This window comes from Desulforamulus hydrothermalis Lam5 = DSM 18033, assembly GCF_000315365.1.
In the GTDB taxonomy this organism is placed as follows: Bacteria; Bacillota; Desulfotomaculia; order Desulfotomaculales; family Desulfotomaculaceae; genus Desulfotomaculum; species Desulfotomaculum hydrothermale.
Map to the genome: position 1 here is coordinate 15385 of NZ_CAOS01000008.1, position 23288 is coordinate 38672.

Consider the following 23288-nt stretch of genomic DNA (forward strand, 5'->3'; position numbering starts at 1 on the left):
ATGTGCCAAACTGTAAACAAACATTTCCGGTGGTTTATGATCCCCTTTAGCTCCGGTCTACGCACCGACAGCACTATGATTCGCTACAGTCGCCATTGGGGTCGCCTCAAACGGGCCATCCTGGCCCGGTTCGGCTGGCGCCCACGTCCTGTGGGCGCCACCCCATGGCTCCTTCCGCGCATCAAGTGCTGTTACCGGTGCTTCGACAAGTCGCTGGCAGGGGATCATAAAAACACCACAACCTTGTTTTTCAACCTTTGTCGACAGTCTGGCACCTCTTTGATAAGGATGTGCTTTAGAAACAGTTTATATACATATTTTGCCAGGCAGTTATATTTGTTTGCTTGCGCCGGTTACCTGCTCCACGGTCCGGTCTGCGGCGGGCGCCGGTGCTTCGGCCGGCGGGCCGCCCTCCGGCGGCAAGATTTGCCTGGCTTTCACTTCTTGCCGCACCAGTTGGGCCAGGGCGTGGGCCAGCATTTCCCCGCTGGCCAGCGCCTCTGTCAGGGAATTGTTATCGGTGCCGATTTCCAGCAGCAAGGCGCCGGGATGCAGGAACTGGTTATAGCGGCCTTCTTTAACCCTTACTCCCAGGCATAAACCGGGATACAAATGATTGATTTGATCGGCCAAGCGGCAGGCAAACCGGTAATTTTGCTGCCAGTCAGGAAACTCTGCCCGGGCATCAGACCCGACAATAATTAAAATAGGTGCCACTTTTTTTCCCTTTACCTCCACCAGGCTGTCCTGACGGCTTCGCCCGGCATCCCGGTGAATATCCAATAAAGCAATCAGGTGGGGATGATTCTCCACAATTTCCTGGGCGGTTTTTTTAGATTCAAGATAGGAGGTGGCATAACGGGCGTCGTGAATCCGGTCTGACAAAACCACCGGAATGCCATACTGTTCTTCCAGTGTCTTTTGCACAGCTTTGGCCACCGTCACCACGCCGCCCCGCCCTCCGGTCAGGCGGTCCCGGCCGTCTGTCAGCAGGTAAGTTTCGCCGGTATGGGTGTTATAAATCCCCACCAGCGCCTCCCGGCCTGTTGTCTGTTCGGGGGATAGGTTTGCCTGTTCAGGCTTCACCGAGTCACCGGCTCTTATCTCTGTCTCTGCCGGATTAATTTGCGCCAGCATAGGTATTTGAGCCTGCAGTATGCCTACCGGGTAATTGGCCAGACCGGCGCTGCCTGCCAGCCAGCACACCAGTGCCGGACGGAGATTTTCCATTTCTTCCGGCGTATCCTGCCAGGCTAAGGCGGGCAAGGAAGCCAGCAGCAGGCTCCGGGGATCCTGCAGCACCTTTTGTACCAACCAGTCGATTGATTGAGTAAAAGTTTTACCGATAAGCTGGTTTGACTGCCAAAAGCCAAATGCCAGAACAACCCGCAGCAGGACAACACCAAAAATAATCAGCATGACAGCGGTTGTATGATTTTTTCTTCGGCTTCCCCAGTAATATCTGCCTATTGCCATCACCCCCCGCCGGGGCTCTTATATTTTAAGATATGCCCGGCCGGGAAAGGGTATGTTAGACAGCAAGCCAACTGTCCTGACAAAAAAGAAACCTTACCCGGGAGGCAGGTTTCTTTATTTTGCTTTGTCAGCGCACCACGGTAGGTACCATCGCATCAATAAGGCCGATAATAAAAGCAGAAATCAGGGCACCAAACACACTGACATTGAGTAAGTTGGGAATGATAAATTGTGCCAGGTAAATAACTATCGCTGCCGTGATAAAGCCAACCAGGCCGCGGTTACGGGGAGATACCCGCTCGCCCAGCAGGCTTTCAGCTATATAGCCCATTACCGCAATAACCACCGCCGCAATAAGTGCGCCGATAAAACCACCGCGTACCACAAAGCCAGGAGACAGCCAGCTTACCACAATTAACACCAGTGCCGATACAATAAACCTGACAATCAAGCCTAACAAAACATTCACCTCCATTGATAAATTCTGTTATTATCATGTACCAAAATGGGTTATCATATACGAAAGCTGCTTGCATTTTACTTTTGAGCGTGGTAAAATACTGCTTGTTGGGGAGGTGAGAAAATTTGCCTAATATAAAGTCTGCTGCCAAGCGGGTTGAACTTACACGGAAACGCACCATTCGTAACGCCAGTATTAAATCCGCTGTAAAAACCGCCATTCGCAAATATGAAGAAGCTCTGGTAAATGCGGGTCAGGAAGCAGCGCAGGCTGCTCTGCGCAAAGCTCTGGTTGCTCTTGATAAAGCTGTTACCAAAGGCGTTTTACATAAAAATGCCGCAGCTAGAAAAAAATCTCGCCTAACCAAGCGTTTTAACAAAATTGCTGGTTAATAACAAAACCACCCTTAGGGTGGTTTTTTACATTAGCCTTAACTTTATTAAAGTATTTTCTATGGCGGGCAAGAACTCCTGCCGGCCGCTTTTAATGTCGGCATCAATTTCTGCCAGTTGCTCCAAAGCCCACTGCAGTTTGCGCAAACCGCTCTGACGGGCCTGCTGCAGTGCCTTTTTTACGACAAAATCCTGCAGTCCCAGTTTGCCGGCTACTTCCCTTTCCGGGCAGCCTTCCTGGATGAGGGCTGCGGCTTGCAAAGCAAGGCGAATCTGGCGGGCCAGCATAGCCAGAATTTTCGGCGGCTGTTCTTTAACGGCCAGCAGCTCACGGATTCCGGCCAGGGCACGGGAGGTACGCCCGGCCACCGCATCATCCACCACCGCAAATATATTTTGTTCCAGACTGGGTACCACCAACTGCGAGACGTCCTGGAAAGTAACGGTGTCCCTCTCCCCCAGGTAAGCGAGAAGTTTGGCAATCTCGTTGGACAGGTTTTTCAGACCCGATTTGCCATTGGCCTCGACTAAATACCTGGCGGCAGCCGGGTCAATTTTTTTGTTTGCTGCCTTTAATTTTTGTGTTACCCAGCTAACCGTTTCGGCAGGTTTAAGGGCTTTAAACTCGATGGCCTGTCCCACTGCCGTTAAGGCTTTATATAGTTTTTTCCGGCGGTCTGCCGGTTCACGGCTTAAAAAAACCAGGCAGCTGGCGGACGAAGGATGGTTTAAATAATTTAACAGGGACACCTCCTGGCTGTCTGCTTTGCTGTCTGCCGTCTCCCTGGCGCCGGTGTCTTTAGCTTTACCCCTGGCGGCAAACCAGGGCGTATTTTTGACGATGATCAGCCGCCGCTCAGCCAAAAAGGGTAAATTTTCTGCCAGGGCTGCCACCGCTGCCGGCCCGGTGGTTTCCCCATCCACCAGGTCCAGGTTGAAATCCGCCGCCTGGGGCAGCAATACTTCTTTAAATTTCTCCACCGCCATCTCCTGCAGGTATTCCTCCGGGCCGTACAACAGGTATACCGGGTAAACCTGCCCCCTGGCCAGGCTGTTCAGCAAACTTTGATAATATTCCATTTAGTCGGTACCGCCCGGTGCGGCTAATTTACCGGTTACTGAAGCAACCTTGCCCTGCATGGTGCCAGGCTTATCCCGCCGGTCATCAATCCGGATGGTGGTACTTACCCTGGCGGCACCTGCCAAAAAGGGCTGCTCGTGCATTTGGCTGACCAATTCCAGTAGCCTTGGCAGTTCCCCCTCCATCACGGTTCCCATCGGTGTCAGCTGGTATTTAATATCTGTCGCCTGTTCCAATACCTGCAGGCACCCGGCCACATAGCTGCTTAAACCGGTAGTGCCGGTTCCCAGCGGTATAACAGTTACCTCTACAATAGCCATAGATGCTCACCTCTCTACACTATTTCCGGTCAATACTATTATATTACAGCCTGGCCTGCCTGACAAAGTGATTCCGGCACGCCGTTAACAGCATCATATAAGCCCGCCAAAAACAGTGGCACCTGCTTCAAAACTGATGGTAAAGTTTAGAGTGGTGGACGGGTTAATATAAATAACCAATTCCGCAGCCGCCGCCAGACGCCTGGTACCCGGTGAAAACTCCAGATCAAAGGGTATGCCAAGTTTAATCAGCAGGGCGATCACGGCGTTTAGCTGGGTAACTTTCAAGGCATCGCTGCTGAATAGGGCCTTAAAGGTGTCATGAGCCAGCAAAACATTAATTTCCTTAAACCCTTTCGGCATTGTTACCGCTTCCTTTTGATTTTTGTTCATTTTATGCCCTTTGACCGTAAGGGGTTCAGACTGTTTTGCCTAACCTTTGTCGCAGCTTTTATTTGCCTGTTTTTACCGTCCATTTGGTTCCGTCGGTGTTTAGTATAACTGCTCCCTGCAAGTCTGTCCGGTAAATGTTGCAGTTCAGTTCTCTGAGGTTTTCCAGAGCAGCTTCTGCCGGGTGGCCGAAACGGTTGTTGGCTCCCACCGAAATAACCGCCGCCGCCGGCTGCAGCAGGTTGAAGAAAGCCGGGTGACCGTAAGCGCTGCCGTGGTGCGGTACTTTTAAAACCTCTGTCCGGGAAAGACCGCCCCCTTCAATTAAATCCCGCTGGGCCTCAGTTTCTATGTCACCGGTCAACAAGGCTGTCCTGCCGCGATAATTGATTAACAGCACCAGGCTGTTGTTGTTGGCGTCCGACCTGGTGCCGCTATACAAAGTCTGCGGCCCTAGGAACCGCATGTCCACCGCAGGATCAACCTTTAATTGTTGCCCGGCGACAGCTGTTTGCAGGGGAATTGCTTGCCGCCTGATTTGTTGCAGCAGTAAATCGTAGCCGTCATCCCCCTTGTGTGCGGCCTCCTGTCCGTAGGGCGATACCAAGACCAGCTTAACGGGCATGGCCTTGATCACGGCGCCAGCACCGCCGGCATGATCGTTATGGGGATGGGTAATCAGCAGCACATCCAGTTGATTGATCCCCAACCTGTGCAAATAGGGTACCACCACCTGATTCCCCGCTCCCTTGCCGCTCACCAATTCTTCCGGCCAGCCGCCGGCATCCACCAGTACGGTTCTTTTATTGGGCGTAATAATCAGGGTGCTGTCCCCCTGACCCACATCGATAAAATGCAGTGCCAGCCCGTGATTCACCGGCCGCAGCAGGCAGATACCGGCCAGCAATAAGCCTAAGGCCAAACAAGCGGCCCACCGCCGGTTGCGGCCCGGAACGGCCAACCGGCTGATCAGTTGTTTAATCGCCGCCTGCCGCTCCGGCCGCCTCAGTAATTCAAACACTCCCACCAGCATCAGATAGTAGACAGCCACCAGCCACAGCGGCGGCGCCGGAATGTACCAGGCCGCCCCGGGCAGAGCATGGCAAAATTGCACCAACCAGAGAAACAGCTCGGTCAATAACCCGGTGGCCACATTAATAAATTGGGCCAGCGGCAGCAGGATTACCCCCAGAAGCAGGGCTGTACCTCCAAACAGCATAATCAGCGCAACCAGGTGGGCTGTCAACACATTAGCCAGCAACGAAACCGGCGATACCAGGTTAAAATACAAGACCACCGGCAACCAAGTGGCCAGCTGGGCAGCCAGCGGCACAGTCAGCAGCGAACAAACATAGCCGGGCAGCCGGTGGCAAAAACGGTTCAGTTGCGGCGTTAAATACAGTAGCCCCCAGGTGGCAGCAAAAGACAGTTGAAAACCAATATCAAATAAATCAAGGGGGTTAACCAGTAAAATTATCCCGGCGGCGGCAGCCAGAGAAGTGGGCCAGTCGTTCTGCCGGCCCACCTGGCGTGCCAGCAAAAGCAGCACCGCCATCACGGTGGCGCGGCAAACCGCCGGTTCCAACCCGGTCATTACAGCATAAAAAAGCAGCACCGGGATAGCAATAACAGCGGTATAAGAGCCGGGTACCTTCAGCAGCCGCAAGAGAGCCAGCAAAGCAACAGTTACCACGCCCACATGATAGCCGGATACGCTGAGGATGTGGACCAGCCCCGTTTGATTAAAAGCCAATTGTACTTCCTGGGGAATTTCGCCCCGGGTGCCGAACAAAAGACCTTTAACTACCGCAGCGTTGGTTTTGTTCATGGTTTGATCGATTATCTTTTCCAGGCTGTCCCGTATCCCATAGGCCAGCCGCCACAGCCGGTTGCCCCCGCTGCCCAGGATCTTGACAGTCTCCCCGTCAGGCACCGTAAGAACAGCCGCCATACCCTGCCTGTTTAACCAGGCCCGGTAGTCAAAAGCGCCGGGGTTGCCGGGCGGCGGCGGCCGGTTGATAAACCCTGTCAAGGCCAAGCGGTCGCCGTAGCGAATATCCTTAACCGTACCTTTTATTTTAACTCGCAGCACTGCTTTAACAGGACTTCCGGGAGTATCGCCAACGGCAAATTTAAAAAAAACCGCCTCCGCTCTTACGTCCGGCCGGTCTATCACCGTTCCTGCCAGCTGCACCTGCCGGCCCTGCCGGTCGGCCGGCAGGTCTGACACCGCAGCCCTTTGATTGGCTGTTACCAGCAGGCCCAGGGTAAAAAAAAGACAAAAAAGAACCCAGCCATTGATGCGCCAGGCCCTGATGAAACCTATTACTGCTGTGCAAAAGGCAATAACCGCTGCTGTCATGGCGGCGGCAGTACTTATTTCACTGTAGGTGGCCCCAAGAATCCCCAAAGCCAGGGCCAATACCAGCAAAACCAGTGGGCGTTGCATCTTATCCCCCTGCGTAAAGGCGCCAAAAACCGGTTACCTTATCAATGTACTGCAGGGTTTCTCCGTAGGGAGGCACGCCCCGGTGGCGGTCCACCGCAGCCGGCCCTGCATTATAGGCTGCCAGTGCCAGTTTTACGTCACCTTTATACTTGTCCAGCATGGACTTCAAATAGCGAACTCCCGCATCTGCATTTTGTGCCGGATCATAAGGATTGGTTACCCCCAGACTCCGGGCGGTGCCGGGCATTAGCTGCATCAGGCCCATGGCACCCGCCTCGGATGTGGCACCTGGATTAAACCCCGACTCCACACGGGCCACCGCCTTGCACAGGGCAGGATCCACCCCATGGCGCAGGGCTGCCTTTTCAACCACAGCCTCATAGGGTTTGCTGCCCCGGGCCGCCTTAAAAGCCTCGGCCGCCGCCTGAGCGGCAGCCATGGCCGGTTTTTGATATTGCGGCAGCCAGGGTACCGCTGCCACCGGCGGGGCAGCCTGCGCCATACCGGCCGGCCCGGAACCTGCTTGCGCCGCCAGCAACCGGGCCAGCAGCAAAGAAAACTGTGAATCATGCTTTTCAGTTAACGAAACACTGTTGCGGCCGGCCGCCATTGCTTGCAAAAGGATCAGCCTGCACAACATAGATGTTTCCATGTGCTCACTCCTTAAACCGCCCAATAGCTACCGGACGGTGATTTTATGCTGCAGCTGAGCATATTTTTTCTCACCGATGCCGGAAACATTTTGCAAATCCTCGATGGTCTGAAAAGGGCCGTTAGCCTGCCGGTATTGAATAATTCTTTCCGCCAGAGCCGGACCAATCCCAGGCAGGGTATCCAACTCCGCCACACCGGCGGTGTTAATATTTACCAAGCCGCCGGAAGAACTAACCGGTGCCCCGGACGGCTGCGACAAGCCGGCGGCAACCGCAGTTTGGTGGCTCGACGGTGCTGTTTGGAGAGCCGCCTGTTGCTGTTCCTGCCGGAGCGGAACTACCAGCTTGCGTCCGTCCTTTAACGGTTCCGCCAGGTTTAAGGCACCCACATCAGCCTCCGGCAGGGGCACCGCCCGGACCAGGGCATCATTTACCCTGCTGCCTGGCGGCAGTTTATACAGACCCGGCTTTTCCACCGCTCCCACCACATGCACCACCGGACCGTTGTCACCGGCTTGCTCAGGCTGGCCGCCGGCGTTGGTCAATTCCACCGCCGGTTGCGACCGCTGGGCATACTGATAGCCGGCCACAAAAAGGACAATAGCTGCCACTATGATGATGAGGCCTTGTTCTTTACGACCCAGGTTCAACATAGGCACGCCCTCCCCAAAACCCGGCAGTTTAGCGGAGAAAATGTCCTGTCAGGTTTGCCTGCGCCAAGTTTTTTAATACTTCTATCTGATCTTACATTTTCCTGCAAAGCTCTCAAAAACAAAGCACCAGGTACCGGCAAGGTGCTGCCGGCCGGATTTTACTTGGTTGCAGCATCATGCTGGCAATCCACAATCAACTGCCCTTTGGTATTCAAAGTGGCCAGTAAAACTTTTTTGGGGTGCAAACCCTTTTCAGCAAGCCGTTCCTTTAACCATGCCTCACTAAGGTTTATTTTGCTGAGATTTTCCTTTAACACATCACCGTCCATTACCAATACGGTGGGCAAACCTTCATATTCGGTAGATATACCTAAATCTTCCGGGGTTACCGGCCGTTTCTGGGAGCGGGGAATAACGCTTAAGCGGCCGGAGGTTTCTAAAATGGCATATTCCACATCCTCAATATTATGGTAACCTTTTTCCCGCAGCTGGCTTAACAAGTCATCCAGGTTATAGCGGGAAGAACGCATCTCATGTTTTAACAACTTGCCGTTTTCTATAATGATTTGGGGCGTGCCGTATAATAATTTGCGCAGCGGACGATTAATTAGCGTCAGATAAGAAAAGCCCACCTCTAACAGCCCCAGGGTGGCAATGGGAATTATGCCGTGCCAGATGGGAATATCCAAAGACTCCATGGGAATGGCCGCCAGCTCTGCCAGGATGATGGCCACCACAAAGTCAAAGGAAGAAAGCTGACCGATCTCCCGCTTGCCCGTCAGCCGGACAATCACCAGTACCGCCAGGTAGATGACAACGGTTCGCCAAACATGCGCCAACAGTTCTTCCATACCTCCACCTCCGTAGGCATCTACATCTTAGTATAGGATGGCTGACGGCGGTACATACATGAATAATAATAAGGCACCCGCCAGGGGTGCCTTATTTTACGACTATATTAATCAGCTTGCCGGGCACGGGAATAACCTTAATTACCTGTTTGCCGGCAATTAACGCTTGTACCGATGCTTGATCCATCACGTATTGCTGCATTTCGGCAGGACTCATGTTGGCCGGTATATGCAAGCGTTCCCGAACTTTGCCGTTTATTTGAACAACAATTTCCACTTCATCTTCCACCAGGGCAGCCGGGTCGTAGGCGGGCCAAGGCTGGCGGTGCACGCTGTCTCGGTGTCCGGTGGCCTGCCATAATTCCTCCGCAATATGCGGGGCAAAGGGAGCCAGCAGGATAATCGCGGTGTTTACCGCTTCCGCCAAGACAGCCGCATCCCGCTCCACTTCCGCCACTTTATCGCGGTAGGTGTAAAGACCGTTAACCAGCTCCATAATGGCACTGATGGCGGTATTAAAGTTAAAGCGGCCGCTGATATCCTCGGTAACTTTTTTGATGGCATAATGGGTTAACCGGCGCATTTCTTTGTGTACGCCTACCAACGAAGTTCCCGGTTGGATAGCCGGGGCGGCAGCTACCTGGTCTTGCACAGAATAAACCAGACGCCATACCCGGTTAAGGAAGCGGTGGCAGCCTTCAACCCCCCGGTCGCTCCATTCCAAATCCCGCTCGGGCGGCGCCGCAAACAGGATAAATAACCGTGCTGTATCTGCCCCGTAGCGTTCAATAATTTCTTCCGGACTGACCACATTGCCCTTGGATTTAGACATCTTGGCCCCGTCTTTTAATACCATGCCCTGGGTCAGCAAATTGGCGAAAGGCTCCTCCGCATTAACCAGGCCCAAGTCATAAAACACCTTGGTAAAGAACCGGGAATACAGCAGGTGCAAAATGGCGTGCTCAACGCCGCCGATATACTGATCTACCGGCATCCAGCGGTCGGCTTTGGCTTTGTCCCAGGCCTGCCCGGTATCCCGGGGGCTGGTATAACGCAGGAAATACCAGGAGGAATCCACAAAGGTATCCATGGTATCGGTTTCCCGCTGGGCAGGACCGCCGCACTGCGGGCAGACGGTATTAACAAAGTCCGGCCGGCTTTTTAAAGGTGATTCCCCGGTGGGCTTAAAGGCTACATCGGTAGGCAGCAGCACCGGCAACCGGTCTTCCGGTACAGGCACAGCGCCGCATGTTTTGCAATAAATTATGGGAATCGGTGTACCCCAGTAGCGCTGGCGGGAAATTAACCAATCCCGCAGCCGGTAATTAACTACCCCTTTGCCAATGCCCTTGGCTTCGGCAAATTGAATTACCTTACGAATCCCCTGCCGGTTGGGGGTTCCGTCAAAGGGACCGGAATTTACCATAATGCCGTCGCCGGTGTAGGCATCGGTCATCTCAACCTCATTTAAAGGCTGTGCCGGCGAAGGATGAATAACAACTTTAATGGGCAGGTTATATTTTTTGGCAAACTCAAAGTCCCTCTCGTCGTGAGCGGGCACGCCCATTACAGCACCGGTACCGTAATGATAAAGCACATAATTGGCGGTTAAAATGGGAACCTGCTCGCCGTTAAAGGGGTTGATACAATAGGCTCCGATAAACACCCCTTCTTTTTCTGAGCTGGTGCGGGCCAATTCAGTTTGATTGCTCACCCGGTTAACAAATTCGGCCACTGCAGTTTCCTGGGGTGTACCGGCAGACAGCTTGGCCACCAGGGGGTGTTCCGGCGCCAGCACCATGTAAGTAACGCCGTAAACAGTATCCGGCCGGGTGGTGAAAACTGTAATTTCATCCCCGGTAGCAGCTGCTTTAAAGGTCAGCTCAGCTCCTTCGCTGCGGCCGATCCAGTTTTCCTGCATGATTTTAACCTTATCGGGCCAGCCCGGCAATTTTTTCAGATCATCCAGCAACCGCTGGGAGTAATCGGTGATACGGAAAAACCACTGGTCCAGTTCTTTTTGTTCCACCGGGGCACTGCAGCGTTCACAGGCACCCTCAACAACCTGCTCGTTGGCCAATACCGTGGCGCAATCAGGGCACCAGTTGACCCGGGCATGTTTTTTGTAGCACAAGCCTTTTTTGTATAGCTGGAGAAACAGCCACTGGCCCCAGCGGTAGTATTCGGGGTGGCAGGTGGCCACTTCCCGCCGCCAGTCATAACTTAAACCCAGTTGTTTGAGCTGCCCCTTCATGTGTGCAATATTATCCCAGGTCCAGGTGGCCGGCGGAATGCCGTGCTTGATGGCGGCGTTTTCAGCAGGCAGGCCGAAAGCGTCCCACCCCATGGGGTGCAAAACATCGTAGCCCTGCATGGTTTTAAAGCGGGCAATAACATCTCCGATGGAATAGTTGCGCACATGGCCCATGTGTAATTTGCCGGACGGGTAAGGGAACATTTCCAGGCAATAGTATTTAGGCCGTTGGGAGTCATCCGGTACCCGGTAAATATCCTGTTCTTCCCAATACTGCTGCCATTTGCTTTCTATTTGTTTAAAGTTATATTGTTCCTGCAAAACACTTGCCCCCTAGTCGTACTGTAATAGCGGAAAGCCAAACTCGTATTCCTCGCAAATTTTACCACGAACGGTGCGGTTTTTCAACAATCCTAAGCTGTTTCAATTTTGGTCAGGCTCTCCAGACCCAGGGTGCTAATGGCCTGTTCGCGCAATTTAAATTTTTGAATTTTACCGCTGGCAGTGGTGGGGTAGCTGTCGGTGAATAAGACATAAGAAGGTATTTTATATTTGGCAATTTTATCTTTACAGTAAGCCTGAACCTCTTCTTTGGTTAAACTGTATCCTTCCCTTAATTGAATGTAGGCCAGCACTTCCTCGCCGTACTTTAAGCTGGGCACCCCGATAACTTGCACATCTTTTATGGCGGGGTGGGTATAAAGAAATTCTTCAATCTCCCGTGGGTAAATATTTTCCCCGCCGCGAATAATCATATCCTTCAAACGGCCGGTAATTTTAAAGTAACCTTTTTCATCCATAATTCCCAGGTCACCGGTATGCAGCCAGCCCTCCCGGTCGATGGCCTGGGCGGTAGCTTCCGGCATTTTATAATAACCTTTCATTACATTATACCCTCTGGCGACAATTTCACCCTGAACACCCGGCGGGCAATCTTCCCCGGTTTCCGGATCTACGATTTTGGCTTCCACATTGGGAATCACCCGTCCCACCGTGGTTACCCGCAATTCAATGGGATCTTCAATCCGGGTCATGGTAATGGCCGGCGAGGCTTCGGTTTGGCCGTAGGTGATGGTAATTTCGCGAGCACCCATCCGGTTTACCACCGCTTTCATTACTTCAATGGGGCAGGGCGATCCGGCCATAATGCCGGTACGCAGGCTGCCGGTATCATAATTTCTCTTATTCATTTCCTCCAGTTCCATAATGAACATGGTAGGCACCCCGTGCACCGCCGTGCATTTTTCCCTCTCAATGGTTTCCAGCACTTTCACCGGGTGGAAAACTTCCAGCGGCACCATGGTAGCACCGGATACCACACAGGTCATAGTACCCAGCACACAGCCAAAGCAATGGAAAAAGGGCACCGGAATGCAAAGGCGGTCCCGGGGGCCAAAGGCCATGCAGTTAGCAATGCTGTGAGCATTGTTTACGATGTTAAAATGGGTCAACATAACACCCTTAGGAAAGCCGGTGGTGCCGGAAGTATATTGCATATTAATTACATCGTCAGGATCCAGGCTGGCCTGGCGGGCATCCAGTTCTTCGTCAGTTACCTGATCAGCCAGCGTCAGCAGATCTTGCCAGTTTAGCATACCCGGCGGAGTTTTATCTCCGATAAAAATAATATTTTTTAACAGGGGCAGCCGGGCCGACTGCAGCTGACCGGGCGGGCAATCGGCTAACTCCGGGCATAACTCATTAACCATTTTTATATAATCTGATGTTTTGGTGCCGCTGATCATCACCAGGGTTGTGCTGTCAGACTGCTTCAGCAAATACTCCAGCTCAAAGGTTTTGTAATTGGTATTGACAGTTACCAGGACAGCCCCCATTTTACCGGTGGCAAATTGCAAAGTTACCCATTCCGGCACGTTGGTAGCCCAGACGGCAATATGTTCGCCCTTTTGAATCCCCAGGGCCATCAGCCCTTTGGCCACCTTACGGCAAAGCTCGTTAAATTGCCGGTAACTGTAACGAAGATTGCGTTCGCTGTAAACCAGTGCCTCATGGTCAGGTTGTGCCGCCGCCACGCGGTCTAATAACGCTCCTATTGTAATTCTGTCCAATTCCTGCATAATATCCCTCCTGATTATTTTCCGGAAAATTCTGTTTTATGGGGCGTCAGATTTTTAGGCCCTGTCAAAAGCAAACAGGCTTTAAAAATATAAAAACCTCTCATCCCATAGGGACGAGAGGTTACTCCCGCGGTACCACCCCGGTTGATAAGCAAATGACTTATCCCCTTAAAAGCTGTAACGGGCATACCCGGTTTAAGGTAATATATTTCCCCCAAACAACTCCGGGGCGAGATTCAGCAATTTGGCCCACCGCCTTGCACCAACCGGCGGCTCTCTGCCGGGTTACACCGCTTACTGCTCCCCATCACCGTCAATAATGTATTTGCTTTTGTTTTTATATAGTGGTTATTATAACCAGACAATTCACTTATGTCAACGAATGTTTTGTTAATTTTACTTGTTGGCGGGTATTTCAACCAACCGGGCATCGCCCCAAAGACGCTCCAGGTTGTAAAAGCCGCGTTCCATCTCCTGGAATACATGAATTACCACATCGCCGTAATCCAGCAAAATCCAGCTGCCCTCCCGGAACCCTTCAATGCGCAGCGGGCGTACGCCCGCTTCCTCCAGGGTTTCTTCTATGTGCTCGGCCACCGCCTGCACCTGGGTGCTGGAACGACCGGTACAGATAAGGAAGTAATCACAGATAATAGAAATATGGCTGATATCCAAAACGGTAATATCGGTTGCTTTTTTATCATCAGCCGCTTTGTGTGCAATATTAACAATTTCTTTGGCGCTCAGCGTCAATGAAAACCCTCCCCGGTACTCTGCTTTTGTTTTGGCTTATGATATCTTATTACGTTATTTTCCCTTATGTTAGCAATTATTTATTCCTGTTAACGGCGGTAACATCCCCGGGCATACAAAATGGCATTGCGGGCTTTAACACTGGTAGGGTGCAACAGGCAACCGATTTTTAAAGCATAGCGAATACTTTCGTCAAAACAACTTAAGAGAGCAGCGTCCAAATCCTGTACTGCCAGCTTGCGCATCTCCTCCACATTTTGGTGGCGGCGGTTTGGCTCAATCTTATCCGCCACAAACAGTATTTTATCCAGTTGACTCATATCCTCTGAACCAACGGTATGTACGGCAATGGCATTAAGAATGTCCGGGTCGCTGATACCAAATTCTTCCCTGGCCATCACCGCCCCCACCGGCCCGTGCAAAAGTAAGGGCATGGCAAAGCCGTACTCACTGACCGGCAGGTTGGCCTGCCGGGCCCGCTTTAACATTTCATCATCACTGAAATCCCTGGCAATATCATGCAGCAGTCCCGCCAGACGGGCCTTTTGAGGATCCGCCCCAAAGCGGTGAGCCAGTTTTTCTGCCGTTTCTGCCACTCCTACCAGATGCTTAAAGCGTTCTTCCGGCATTTGCAGGCTAAGTTTTACCTTAATGTATTCTTCGTTAAACAATAAACTCCCCCCTGTCGTGAAAAAACCTCCAATCCCTGGGGTTGGAGGTTTAGTCCGTTAAGTCCGTGGCTCACGAGCCTTTGCCTCGTTTACGGTAATGATTCTGCCACCCAGTTCAGTGCCATTGAGGGCGGCCACCATTTTTTCCACATCAGCATCGTTTACTTCAACGAAACCAAAGCCTCGGGAGCGACCGGTCTCTCGGTCGGTAATCACCCGGCTGCTAAACACTTCACCGTATTGGGAAAAAGCTTCCTGCAAGTCTTCCGCCTTGGTAGCCCAGGGCAGGTTGCCCACATATAAAGTTGCCACTGTTGTCACCTCTTTCAGCAATGGTTCTCATATTTACCTGGTGCTTTTATTATTTGCCGATGACAGTGACTAAATGCAGCGGCCGGTTGGCTAAGATATTTCCATTTGAGGAGATAATTAGTTGTGGCAGGTGTATAAACGGTTTTTAAAAATATATGCCTCAACAGCTTCGGGCAGCAAGTATTTGATGCTTCTCCCTTCCCTGACTCTTTGGCGAATATCGCTGGATGAGATGGACAATGCCGGCACCTCCAACGGCAGTATCCTTTCAATAATGTCCTGCGGTAAGGATGCCAGGGATGACTGCAAATTATTCAGGTTGTAACCCGGCCGGGTGGCGGCAATAAAGGTACACATTGATAACAGTTGGGCTGCTTCTTTCCAGTTAATAATTTGCAAAACGGCATCCGCCCCGGTAATAAAATATATTTTTTCTGTTTGATAAAGCTGCTTGATTTGGCGCACTGTGTCTATGGTATAAGAAAGCCCCTGTCTCGCCACCTCCAGGGTTGATACCGCAAAATAGGGGTTGCTGGCAACCGCCAGGCGAACCATATTAACCCGGTGCGTAGCATCAGTAATATCCTGGTCTGTTTTATGAGGCGGCCTGGCGGCAGGAATAAAAAGTACCTTGGGCAGGTTAAATTTTTGCCGCACTTCTTCAGCTACGACCAAATGCCCGTAATGAATGGGGTCAAAGGTTCCTCCCATCAGACAGATCTTTTGCACTTAAAACTTTTCCCTTCCGACTGTTACTAACAGTAATTGTATAATTTAGCATGACAAAAAGCAACAATTTGCAAAAAAATGCCCTTGCTGGGCAAGGGCCAAAGTCCGCGTAAATCATGCCGGTGATTATAGGTTGGTCTGAACTGAGCAGGACTATGCAGGCACGGCCAGGTTAATTACGTTAGTTTTCTCCCCGCAGTTTTTCGATTGCTCCGGTTATTTTTTCATAGGTTCTTTGCAGCCCTTCCGAAATTACCCGGGTGTCTCCCACCACGGCCATAAAGTTGGCGTCGCCTTCCCAGCGCGGCACAATGTGGACATGGAGGTGGCCCGGAATGCCCGCCCCGGCCACCTTGCCCAGATTAATGCCGATATTGAAGCCATGGGGGTTGCCAAAAGCTTGACGCAGCGCCTGCACCATAAATTGTGTCATTTTGTTTAATTCCAGCAGCTCCTCGTCTGTTAACTCGGTGATGTCCGACACATGCCGCTTGGGGGCAACCAGTAAATGACCGTTATTATAGGGATATAAATTCATAATGACAAAGGTTTTATCACCCCGGTAAACAACCAGATTTTCCTGATCTTCCCGGGAGGCTAATTTTTCGCAAAAAATACAACCGGCTGGCGGCTTGCCAATATAAATTGACCGCCAAGGCGCCCACAAATTTTCCATTAAAGCATCAACTCCCGCTTTAAAATATTGTACATGCTAAGTTGTTAATTCTTTTTACACGAATAAATCCCTGCCGCCGCCAAGTTGTTTAAACTTTATTTTGCCTCGTTAGCGGTTTGTATGACAGGCTTAATTTATGGGGAATTTAGAGGATGGAGGCAAAAGCACAACAGAGAAAGGATCGAACTACCAACCATGACCTATCTACTCCTGATTGCCAGCCTGGCCATTATTTTGCTCAGCGCCGAGGTGTTTACCAATGGCATTGAGTGGTTGGGCAAAAAATTAAATCTATCGGAAGGAGCTGTGGGCAGCCTTTTGGCGGCAGTGGGTACTGCTTTGCCGGAAACCATGATTCCGGTGATTGCCATCCTTTTCGGTACCGGGGATATGGCTGAAGAAGTCGGCATCGGCGCCATTCTGGGTGCTCCTTTTATGTTGTCTACCCTGGCCCTGTCTATTACGGGATTTGCAGCTCTGGTGTGGAAAGTCAAAGGCAAACAGCGGGAAAGTATGTTAATCGACAAGCAAGTGATGAACCGTGATTTAAAATTTTTCTTGCTGGTTTATACCACTGCCGTCCTGGCAGGTATATTCAGTGACGGCTTTAAACCTGCGGTGGCTTTATTTTTAATAGCTGCTTATCTCTATTATGTTTATAAAACGTTGGGCTGCGCCGGGGATCAGTGTGAGAACCTTAACCCGCTGTACCTGGCCCGGCGCCAGGCCAACCCGGGGCTTCTGCCGGTTCTCAGTCAGGTTATTATCGCCCTGGCGGGAATTATCCTGGGTGCCCATTTGTTTGTGATAGAAATTGAAAGACTGGCTGCTGTCTGGGGAGTGCCGGCATTTATTTTATCTTTAATCATTGCCCCCATTGCCACCGAGCTGCCCGAGAAGTTCAACAGTGTTATCTGGGTGAGGCAAGGTAAAGATACGCTGGCTCTGGGCAACATCACCGGCGCCATGGTATTTCAAAGTTCAGTGATTCCCGCCCTGGGCATTCTGCTCACCCCCTGGAAGCTGTCTCCTCTGGGCCTTATTTGTGCCATCCTGGCCCTTACGGCAGCGGGCAGCGTGTTCCTGCTGCTCAGGTGGCGGGGAGAAATTCGCCCTCTTACGCTGGCCCTGAACAGCGTGTTTTATTTAATTTTTGTGGGAGCGGTTATTGTAATGTATTAATTTGCAAAAGGAAAAAACCGGCCTCCCTCGCCGGGAAGCCGGTGCGTTTTGCGTTAGGCTATTGCTTGGTAATCAGTTTTAATTCAGCAGGAATTTGCGCTTCTACCTTTTCGCCCTTCTTAACTTTTTCTGCCACCTGAACACCCAGCTCACCGATCAGCTTGGGTTGCTGAGCAACTGTAGCAGCCATTTTACCATCATTAACAGCTTTTACAGCATCATCGTTGCCGTCAAAGCCAACCACCAGGATTTGTTTTTTCGCAGCTTCAATGGCTTGCAAAGCGCCTAAAGCCATTTCGTCGTTGTGTGCAAACACAGCATTAATTTCCGGCTGGCTTTGCAGAATGTTTTCCATTACAGACATACCTTTAGAGCGGTCAAAATCAGCCGGCTGCTTGGCAACAACCTTAATGTCTGTTTGCTTATCCATTACCTCGTGGAAGCCTTGGCCGCGGTCACGGGCTGCAGAAGTACCGGCAATGCCTTCCAGTTCTACCACTTTGCCTTTACCTTTTAACTGTTCTACGATAAAGTCAGCAGCCATTTTGCCGCCGGCTACGTTATCAGAAGCAATATGAGATACTACGGTGCCGCCGTTTACGCTGCGATCCAGGGTGATAACAGGAATGTTGGCTTTGTTGGCATCCTTAACGGCTGTCACCAGACCGTCGCTGTCGGTGGGGTTCAACAGGATAACATCCACTTTTTGCTGAATCAGGTCTTCCACCTGAGAAACCTGTTTGGAAGCATCGTCCTGAGCATCCATCACTACAAGTTTGGCGCCGATTTTATCTGCAGCTGCCTGGGCACCGTCTTTCATGTCCACAAAGAAGGGGTTGTTTAATGTAGACAAAGCTAAACCAATGGTCAATTGTTTTTGTTCTTCCGCTTTGGGAGCTTCCTGGGCTTGTTGCTTACCGGCGCAACCGCTAACAAGGCCGGCCAGGAAAACAACGCTTAACAAAACAGCTGTTAATTTCCAAAATTTTTTCATATACTTCCCCTCCATAAAAGTTAAATATTTTTTCCTTAAAACTTCTTTCTTATTTTAACGGTTTTCCGGCCCTATCACCTCCTGACCGTGTTGCGACGATCCAGCAGAACGGCAATCAAGATAATCAAACCTTTTACTGCCTGCTGATAGAACGACGACACGTTTAACAAATTTAATCCATTATCTATTACGCCGATGATCAGCGCCCCCACCAGGGTGCCCAGAACACCGCCGGCACCGCCGCTCAAACTGGTACCGCCAATTACTACAGCCGCAATGGCGTCCAGTTCATAACCGTAACCGGCGGTAGGCTGAGCAGATAACAGGCGTGAGGTTAAAACGGCACCGGCTAAACCGGCTAACAGACCGCTGATTGAATAAACCAGAATTTTGTAACGGCTTGTTTTGATGCCGCTGAGTATAGCTGCTTCTTCATTACCGCCAATGGCAAATATTCTTCTGCCGGGCGTCATGTGATTAAGGAAAAACCAGGCCAGGATAAATACCAGCCCGGTAATAACTACCGGTGTGGGAACCGGGCCAAGATAGCCGCCGCCCAACTGGTTAAATCCTTCGGCCACCGCCCGGATGGGCCTGCCTTCGGTATAAATCAGGGTAGCCCCCCGGAATAAAGTCATGGTAGCCAGTGTAGCAACAAAGGGAGCAACCCGACCAAAAGCAACAATGGTACCGTTTATAACACCGGCCAATAAACCAACCAAACAGGCCACAAGAACTGACAGTACCGGATCAAACCCCAGGGCCAGAGAGCCTGCCGCCAGGGCACCGGACAGTGCTAATATGGAGCCAACCGACAGGTCAATCCCGCCTGTCAAAATAACGAAAGTCATACCCACTCCCAATAATGCGTTAATGGACACCTGGCGCGCCACATTAAGCAGGTTGGAAGCGGTAAAAAAACGGTCGCTTAAAAAACTTAGTGTCACGCAAATTAATGCCAAACCAATGAGGGGACCTAATTTGTATTTTTGCAAAAGATTTTTAAAACTATTCATTGTACACCTCCGGTGGCACAGTGCATAAATGCTTCTTCCGTTACTTCATGATGATGGAAATGACCGGTAATACGCCCCTCGTACATCACATAAATGCGATCGCTCATACCCATTAGTTCCTGCAAATCAGAAGAAATAAGGATAATGCCCAAACCCTTTGATGTTAGCCGGTTTATTAATTCATAAATCTCAACCTTGGCTCCCACATCAACACCCCTGGTTGGCTCATCCAGTATAAGGATTTCCGGCTTGGTTTCCAGCCACTTGCCAAATACCACTTTTTGCTGGTTGCCGCCGCTTAAACTGCCTACCCGCTGGGCCGGGTCGGCCACCTTTATTTTTAACAATTTAATATAATGATCGGTCATGGCAGATTCCTGCCGGTGCTTAATAACCCCGCCTAAAGAACGGGCCCTCAGGGTGGGCAAAGCCAGATTGTGCTGTACACTGAAGGGTAAAATCAATCCTTGATCCTTACGGTCTTCCGTAACCATGGCCAGGCCGTGGTCAATGGCTTCTGCCGGGTGCTTGAAACGCCCCTGAAAATATTTGTCCTTAACTTTAACCTTTAAAGTTCCGGATACCTTATCCAGTCCAAAAACAGCCCGAGCCAGTTCTGTTCGCCCGGAACCCATCAAACCGCCAATCCCTACCACTTCGCCGGCTTTTAGTGTAATGCTGACATTTTTCAAACGATAGTTTGTAAAATTTTCCACTTCCAACAGGGCTTCACCAGGGTTGCAACGAACTTTCGGAAACCGCTCGTTAACCTCACGCCCCACCATTAAGCTTACCAGGCGGTCAATGGAGGTAGTGGCTATATCTTGCGTGGCAATGTACTCACCATCCCGCAACACCGTCACCCGGTGACAAATCTCAAACAGTTCTTCCATGCGGTGGGATATATAAATAATGGACACACCTTTTTCTACCAGAGACCGCATGATGCTAAACAGTTTTTCTATTTCAGCCTCCGTAAGGGCTGCTGTCGGTTCGTCCATAATTAACAAGCGGGCCTGCTTGGAAAGTGCTTTAGCAATTTCAACCAGCTGCTTTTCCCCTACGCTTAATGCGGCCACCGGCGTTTTGGGATTAACCTTTAATCCCACTTGTTCCAGGTAGCTTTCAGCAGCTTCGGTTAAATCATGCCAATTAATTTTGCCCCAGCGGGTAAAGTTCTTTTCATTGCCCAGATAAATATTCTCAGCAACACTGAGTTGAGGGATTAAGTTAAACTCCTGGTGGATCATTACAATACCCAATTGCTCAGCTTGCTTCGGCCCGCTGATTTGTACCGGTGTGCCCTGGTACAGGATGGAACCGCTGTCCATCGAATAAATGCCGGTAAGAATTTTCATCAGGGTTGATTTCCCGGCACCGTTTTCGCCCAGCAAAGCATGAATTTCTTTTGGCCGTACCGAGAAATTTACATTTTTTAATACTTTGGCACCTGGAAACTCCTTGCATATTCCTTGCATTTCCAGTATTTCCACCAGTGTCTTTCCTCCTTTAGAAGGCCACCCCGGCATATAATAAGATGTTCGCATAGGGTGTCCATTCGCCGGTTCTGATAACCGCCCGGGCTTTTTCACTCAACTGCTTCAGTTCCGCATGACTAACCTTTTGCACGGCAACCGGACTGAGTTGAGCCGCTATATTATCCATCAATTGTACGTTAGGGACCAACTCCTGGGCTACCGTTGCCTTCTCAACCACCATTTCAAACAAAATGGCCTGCAATACATCCAGAAAAGAAGGCACACCTTTGGTTACCGCCAGATCAATGCATTTTACACCGGGCGGCACCGGCAGGCCGCTGTCGGCCACCACGATTAAATCCCCGTGCCCCAAACCGGCAATTAACGCTGCCAGCTCTTGATGTAATACCCCGTGCTTTTTCATTAGCTGTTTCCTCCCAACAATGCTTCTACTTCATGTCGATATGGCAGGGACGTTTGGGCTCCTTCTCTGGTAACCGACAAAGCTGCCACCGCACTGGCAAAAACAACCGCCTCTTGCATGCCCAGGTCTTCCGCCAATGCTATACTTAATCCGCCAATAAAGGCATCTCCGGCAGCAGTGGTATCCACCGGTTGAACTTTAAAGGCCGCCACTCGCTCAACAGTATCTCCTACTGCATAGGTCACACCCTTTTCACCCTGGGTAACCACCAGTGCATGCTTTAGCTTGGCACGCAAATTTGCATAAAAGTTATCAGGAGAACCGCCCAGTAAATTTACTTCATGTTCGTTGGGCACCAGGAAATCAATTTGGCCAAGCCATGCTTCAGGCACCGGCTGGGCCGGCGCCGGGTTTAAAATAACCGGCTTGTGACAGCTGTTGGCCAGTTCAATGGCCTTGCCTACCGTTTCCATGGGTATTTCCAACTGCAGCACCACCACATCCGCCTGCGCAAAGGCTTCCCGTTGTTGCTCGAGATCCCGGGGCGTTATTGCAAAATTAGCGCCGGGAACCACTACTATGTTGTTGTTGCCGTTGGCATCCACAGTAATTAAGGCAACTCCGGTGGAATTATTTACTCGCTTAACAGCAGAAACATCCACGCCGTTTTCTTTAAAATGTTGCAACAACAAATCACCGTAACTGTCGCTGCCTACCGCACCGATAAACTGTACCTGCCCGCCCAGACGAGCCGCCGCCACCGCTTGGTTGGCGCCTTTGCCGCCCGGCACCGTAACAAAGCGCTGGCCCAGCACAGTCTCCCCTACGCCCGGTATCCGCCGGGTATACCCAACCAGATCCATATTAATGCTTCCTACCACTAAAACCCGGGGCTTTTTCACGCTGGTTTCCTCCTTATGGATGAATCACGAATTTCTAAAATGGGGTCTAACTCAATATGCTTACATTCAGTTTGACCGGCTACAAGATTATCTATAATTATTTGCACCGCCTGCGTGCCCATGTGATAGGTGGGCTGAATTATAGTTGTCAGTTTAGGAAAAACGTATTTGCTCAAATGAATGCCGTCATAACCTACCAAAGCTATTTCATCCGGCACTTTGACACCCGTTTCTTGAAGAACCTCCAGGGCACCGATGGCCATTAAATCGTTGGCACAAAAAACCGCATCAGGCGGTGAACTTAACCGCAGCAGCCTGCGCATGGCAGCAGCTCCTCCGGAAATCCGGTAATCTCCTTCTGTTACCAAAACTTCATCGTATGGGATGTTTCCCTCAGCCAAAGCATTTTTATAACCTGCCAGCCTTTGTTGGCCCGAAGGAGACTGTTGGGGTCCGGAAATATGAGCAATCGTGCGGTAACCCTGATCAACTAAATGCTTAGTTGCTAAATAACCTCCCAGGTTATTATTGGCACTGATAGAGTGGATGCCCATGCCGCTGGAGCGGTCAAGCAAGACCATTGGCACCTTAAGCGTACCCAACAGCTTTGCCAGGTATTCTTCCCGCAGACGGGAACCCACCAGGATAATACCGTCCACACATTTAGCCTGCAAAAGACTTAAATACATTTTTTCTTTTTCAATATCCCAGTCAGAATTGCACAGCATAATGTTATAGCCATGACGCTGGGCCTCATCTTCTACTCCTCTGGCCAATTCAGGGAAAAAGGGGTTAGTAATATCCGGCAGGATCAAGCCAAAAGTCTTTGTCTTTTTACTGACCAATCCCCGGGCAATTTGGCTGGGCTTATAATGAAGCTGTTTTATGGCAGCCATTACCCTTTCTTCCGTGGTTTTATCAACATACCCGCTGGCATTCAGCACCCTCGATACTGTGGAAACAGACACTCCTGCCAATTTTGCTACATCCTTGATTGTGGCCATCTTTTACCTCCGAACTGGTAACGTTATCACCTTGGCTGCGAAACTATTTATGTTGACTGATTTTTTCTATGTGGTAACGTTTCCACATTA

24 protein-coding genes and 1 other annotated feature are annotated in these 23288 nt (G+C 50.8%); of the genes, 2 read left to right on the top strand and 22 right to left on the bottom strand.

The features are described from left to right. Window positions 1-330: 330 nt before the first annotated feature. Together spoIIP and DESHY_RS05290 are read right to left on the bottom strand one after the other, a co-directional pair. Complete coding sequence (gene spoIIP, locus DESHY_RS05285) at window positions 331-1476, bottom strand: stage II sporulation protein P (RefSeq protein WP_008411000.1); 1146 nt, start codon at window positions 1474-1476, stop codon at window positions 331-333. Window positions 1477-1603: 127 nt separating this feature from the next. Beyond that, the gene (locus DESHY_RS05290; RefSeq protein ID WP_048817913.1) at window positions 1604-1951 is read right to left on the bottom strand and encodes a phage holin family protein; all 348 of its coding nucleotides are present in this window, start codon (window positions 1949-1951) and stop codon (window positions 1604-1606) included. 110 nt (window positions 1952-2061) lie between these two features. Here DESHY_RS05290 and rpsT point away from each other — a divergent pair, with 110 nt between their 5' ends. Continuing rightward, a complete protein-coding gene (gene rpsT, locus DESHY_RS05295) occupies window positions 2062-2328 on the top strand; it encodes a 30S ribosomal protein S20 (RefSeq protein ID WP_008411002.1) in 267 nt (88 codons plus the stop codon). A gap of 27 nt (window positions 2329-2355) precedes the next feature. Here the strand turns inward: rpsT and holA are convergent, their stop codons facing one another. From holA to DESHY_RS05370, 14 genes are all read right to left on the bottom strand, one after another. Next, the gene (gene holA / locus DESHY_RS05300; protein WP_008411003.1) at window positions 2356-3408 is read right to left on the bottom strand and encodes a DNA polymerase III subunit delta; all 1053 of its coding nucleotides are present in this window, start codon (window positions 3406-3408) and stop codon (window positions 2356-2358) included. Further along, window positions 3409-3729 carry an MTH1187 family thiamine-binding protein gene (locus tag DESHY_RS05305; RefSeq protein ID WP_008411004.1) on the bottom strand — a complete coding sequence of 107 codons (321 nt, stop codon included), beginning with the start codon at window positions 3727-3729 and terminating at the stop codon, window positions 3409-3411. It abuts the gene before it with no gap. Window positions 3730-3822: 93 nt separating this feature from the next. Beyond that, the gene (locus DESHY_RS05310; protein ID WP_008411006.1) at window positions 3823-4092 is read right to left on the bottom strand and encodes a hypothetical protein; all 270 of its coding nucleotides are present in this window, start codon (window positions 4090-4092) and stop codon (window positions 3823-3825) included. An 88-nt stretch (window positions 4093-4180) separates the two neighbouring features. Next, entirely contained in the window at window positions 4181-6568 is a 2388-nt protein-coding gene (locus tag DESHY_RS05315; protein WP_008411008.1) for a DNA internalization-related competence protein ComEC/Rec2, read from the bottom strand. Window position 6569: 1 nt separating this feature from the next. After that, entirely contained in the window at window positions 6570-7220 is a 651-nt protein-coding gene (locus DESHY_RS05320) for a lytic transglycosylase domain-containing protein (RefSeq protein WP_008411009.1), read from the bottom strand. Window positions 7221-7247: 27 nt separating this feature from the next. Then, window positions 7248-7874, bottom strand: coding sequence for a helix-hairpin-helix domain-containing protein (locus tag DESHY_RS05325; RefSeq protein WP_008411010.1), 627 nt, complete (start codon window positions 7872-7874; stop codon window positions 7248-7250). 158 nt (window positions 7875-8032) lie between these two features. Beyond that, entirely contained in the window at window positions 8033-8725 is a 693-nt protein-coding gene (locus DESHY_RS05330) for a DUF421 domain-containing protein (protein ID WP_008411011.1), read from the bottom strand. A 91-nt stretch (window positions 8726-8816) separates the two neighbouring features. Then, window positions 8817-11300 carry a leucine--tRNA ligase gene (leuS, locus tag DESHY_RS05335; protein ID WP_008411012.1) on the bottom strand — a complete coding sequence of 828 codons (2484 nt, stop codon included), beginning with the start codon at window positions 11298-11300 and terminating at the stop codon, window positions 8817-8819. A gap of 92 nt (window positions 11301-11392) precedes the next feature. After that, window positions 11393-13057, bottom strand: a complete 1665-nt coding sequence (locus DESHY_RS05340) for an AMP-binding protein (protein ID WP_008411013.1) — start codon at window positions 13055-13057, stop codon at window positions 11393-11395. Window positions 13058-13163: 106 nt separating this feature from the next. Further along, window positions 13164-13377, bottom strand: a binding site (T-box leader). Window positions 13378-13453: 76 nt separating this feature from the next. Beyond that, a complete protein-coding gene (gene rsfS, locus DESHY_RS05350; RefSeq protein ID WP_008411014.1) occupies window positions 13454-13810 on the bottom strand; it encodes a ribosome silencing factor in 357 nt (118 codons plus the stop codon). A gap of 89 nt (window positions 13811-13899) precedes the next feature. Continuing rightward, on the bottom strand, window positions 13900-14481 hold the full coding sequence (gene yqeK / locus DESHY_RS05355; RefSeq protein WP_008411015.1) for a bis(5'-nucleosyl)-tetraphosphatase (symmetrical) YqeK: 582 nt from the start codon (window positions 14479-14481) through the stop codon (window positions 13900-13902). A gap of 57 nt (window positions 14482-14538) precedes the next feature. Continuing rightward, window positions 14539-14793: an RNA recognition motif domain-containing protein gene (locus tag DESHY_RS05360; protein ID WP_008411016.1), complete on the bottom strand. Its 255-nt coding sequence runs from the start codon at window positions 14791-14793 to the stop codon at window positions 14539-14541. A gap of 117 nt (window positions 14794-14910) precedes the next feature. Next, on the bottom strand, window positions 14911-15522 hold the full coding sequence (gene nadD, locus DESHY_RS05365; RefSeq protein WP_008411017.1) for a nicotinate-nucleotide adenylyltransferase: 612 nt from the start codon (window positions 15520-15522) through the stop codon (window positions 14911-14913). A 181-nt stretch (window positions 15523-15703) separates the two neighbouring features. After that, the gene (locus DESHY_RS05370; RefSeq protein WP_008411018.1) at window positions 15704-16198 is read right to left on the bottom strand and encodes an HIT family protein; all 495 of its coding nucleotides are present in this window, start codon (window positions 16196-16198) and stop codon (window positions 15704-15706) included. Between the two features lie 195 nt (window positions 16199-16393). Here DESHY_RS05370 and DESHY_RS05375 point away from each other — a divergent pair, with 195 nt between their 5' ends. Then, window positions 16394-17380, top strand: coding sequence for a sodium:calcium antiporter (locus DESHY_RS05375; RefSeq protein ID WP_008411020.1), 987 nt, complete (start codon window positions 16394-16396; stop codon window positions 17378-17380). 58 nt (window positions 17381-17438) lie between these two features. Here DESHY_RS05375 and rbsB read toward each other — a convergent pair whose 3' ends face one another. The 6 genes from rbsB to DESHY_RS05405 form a co-directional block, all read right to left on the bottom strand. Then, window positions 17439-18374 (bottom strand): ribose ABC transporter substrate-binding protein RbsB, encoded by a 936-nt coding sequence (gene rbsB, locus DESHY_RS05380; RefSeq protein WP_008411021.1) that lies wholly within the window; start codon window positions 18372-18374, stop codon window positions 17439-17441. Window positions 18375-18448: 74 nt separating this feature from the next. Then, window positions 18449-19390 (bottom strand): ABC transporter permease, encoded by a 942-nt coding sequence (locus tag DESHY_RS05385; protein WP_008411024.1) that lies wholly within the window; start codon window positions 19388-19390, stop codon window positions 18449-18451. After that, the gene (locus DESHY_RS05390) at window positions 19387-20919 is read right to left on the bottom strand and encodes a sugar ABC transporter ATP-binding protein (protein ID WP_008411026.1); all 1533 of its coding nucleotides are present in this window, start codon (window positions 20917-20919) and stop codon (window positions 19387-19389) included. The genes DESHY_RS05385 and DESHY_RS05390 overlap by 4 nt, the downstream gene beginning before the upstream one ends. After that, complete coding sequence (gene rbsD, locus DESHY_RS05395) at window positions 20900-21292, bottom strand: D-ribose pyranase (RefSeq protein WP_008411027.1); 393 nt, start codon at window positions 21290-21292, stop codon at window positions 20900-20902. The genes DESHY_RS05390 and rbsD overlap by 20 nt, the downstream gene beginning before the upstream one ends. Next, window positions 21292-22194 carry a ribokinase gene (rbsK, locus tag DESHY_RS05400; protein WP_008411030.1) on the bottom strand — a complete coding sequence of 301 codons (903 nt, stop codon included), beginning with the start codon at window positions 22192-22194 and terminating at the stop codon, window positions 21292-21294. Before rbsK ends, rbsD begins: the two co-directional genes overlap by 1 nt. After that, window positions 22191-23198 (bottom strand): LacI family DNA-binding transcriptional regulator, encoded by a 1008-nt coding sequence (locus tag DESHY_RS05405; protein WP_008411032.1) that lies wholly within the window; start codon window positions 23196-23198, stop codon window positions 22191-22193. The genes rbsK and DESHY_RS05405 overlap by 4 nt, the downstream gene beginning before the upstream one ends. Window positions 23199-23288: the final 90 nt, after the last annotated feature.

Bases quoted from the DNA above. Each gene is read 5' to 3' on its own strand.
- spoIIP (WP_008411000.1), bottom strand. From the start codon at position 1,476: ATGGCAATAGGCAGATATTACTGGGGAAGCCGAAGAAAAAATCATACA.
- DESHY_RS05290 (WP_048817913.1), bottom strand. From the start codon at position 1,951: ATGGAGGTGAATGTTTTGTTAGGCTTGATTGTCAGGTTTATTGTATCG.
- holA (WP_008411003.1), bottom strand. From the start codon at position 3,408: ATGGAATATTATCAAAGTTTGCTGAACAGCCTGGCCAGGGGGCAGGTT.
- DESHY_RS05305 (WP_008411004.1), bottom strand. From the start codon at position 3,729: ATGGCTATTGTAGAGGTAACTGTTATACCGCTGGGAACCGGCACTACC.
- DESHY_RS05310 (WP_008411006.1), bottom strand. From the start codon at position 4,092: ATGCCGAAAGGGTTTAAGGAAATTAATGTTTTGCTGGCTCATGACACC.
- DESHY_RS05315 (WP_008411008.1), bottom strand. From the start codon at position 6,568: ATGCAACGCCCACTGGTTTTGCTGGTATTGGCCCTGGCTTTGGGGATT.
- DESHY_RS05320 (WP_008411009.1), bottom strand. From the start codon at position 7,220: ATGGAAACATCTATGTTGTGCAGGCTGATCCTTTTGCAAGCAATGGCG.
- DESHY_RS05325 (WP_008411010.1), bottom strand. From the start codon at position 7,874: ATGTTGAACCTGGGTCGTAAAGAACAAGGCCTCATCATCATAGTGGCA.
- DESHY_RS05330 (WP_008411011.1), bottom strand. From the start codon at position 8,725: ATGGAAGAACTGTTGGCGCATGTTTGGCGAACCGTTGTCATCTACCTG.
- DESHY_RS05340 (WP_008411013.1), bottom strand. From the start codon at position 13,057: ATGCAGGAATTGGACAGAATTACAATAGGAGCGTTATTAGACCGCGTG.
- DESHY_RS05370 (WP_008411018.1), bottom strand. From the start codon at position 16,198: ATGGAAAATTTGTGGGCGCCTTGGCGGTCAATTTATATTGGCAAGCCG.
- DESHY_RS05375 (WP_008411020.1), top strand. From the start codon at position 16,394: ATGACCTATCTACTCCTGATTGCCAGCCTGGCCATTATTTTGCTCAGC.
- rbsB (WP_008411021.1), bottom strand. From the start codon at position 18,374: ATGAAAAAATTTTGGAAATTAACAGCTGTTTTGTTAAGCGTTGTTTTC.
- DESHY_RS05385 (WP_008411024.1), bottom strand. From the start codon at position 19,390: ATGAATAGTTTTAAAAATCTTTTGCAAAAATACAAATTAGGTCCCCTC.
- DESHY_RS05390 (WP_008411026.1), bottom strand. From the start codon at position 20,919: ATGCCGGGGTGGCCTTCTAAAGGAGGAAAGACACTGGTGGAAATACTG.
- rbsD (WP_008411027.1), bottom strand. From the start codon at position 21,292: ATGAAAAAGCACGGGGTATTACATCAAGAGCTGGCAGCGTTAATTGCC.
- DESHY_RS05405 (WP_008411032.1), bottom strand. From the start codon at position 23,198: ATGGCCACAATCAAGGATGTAGCAAAATTGGCAGGAGTGTCTGTTTCC.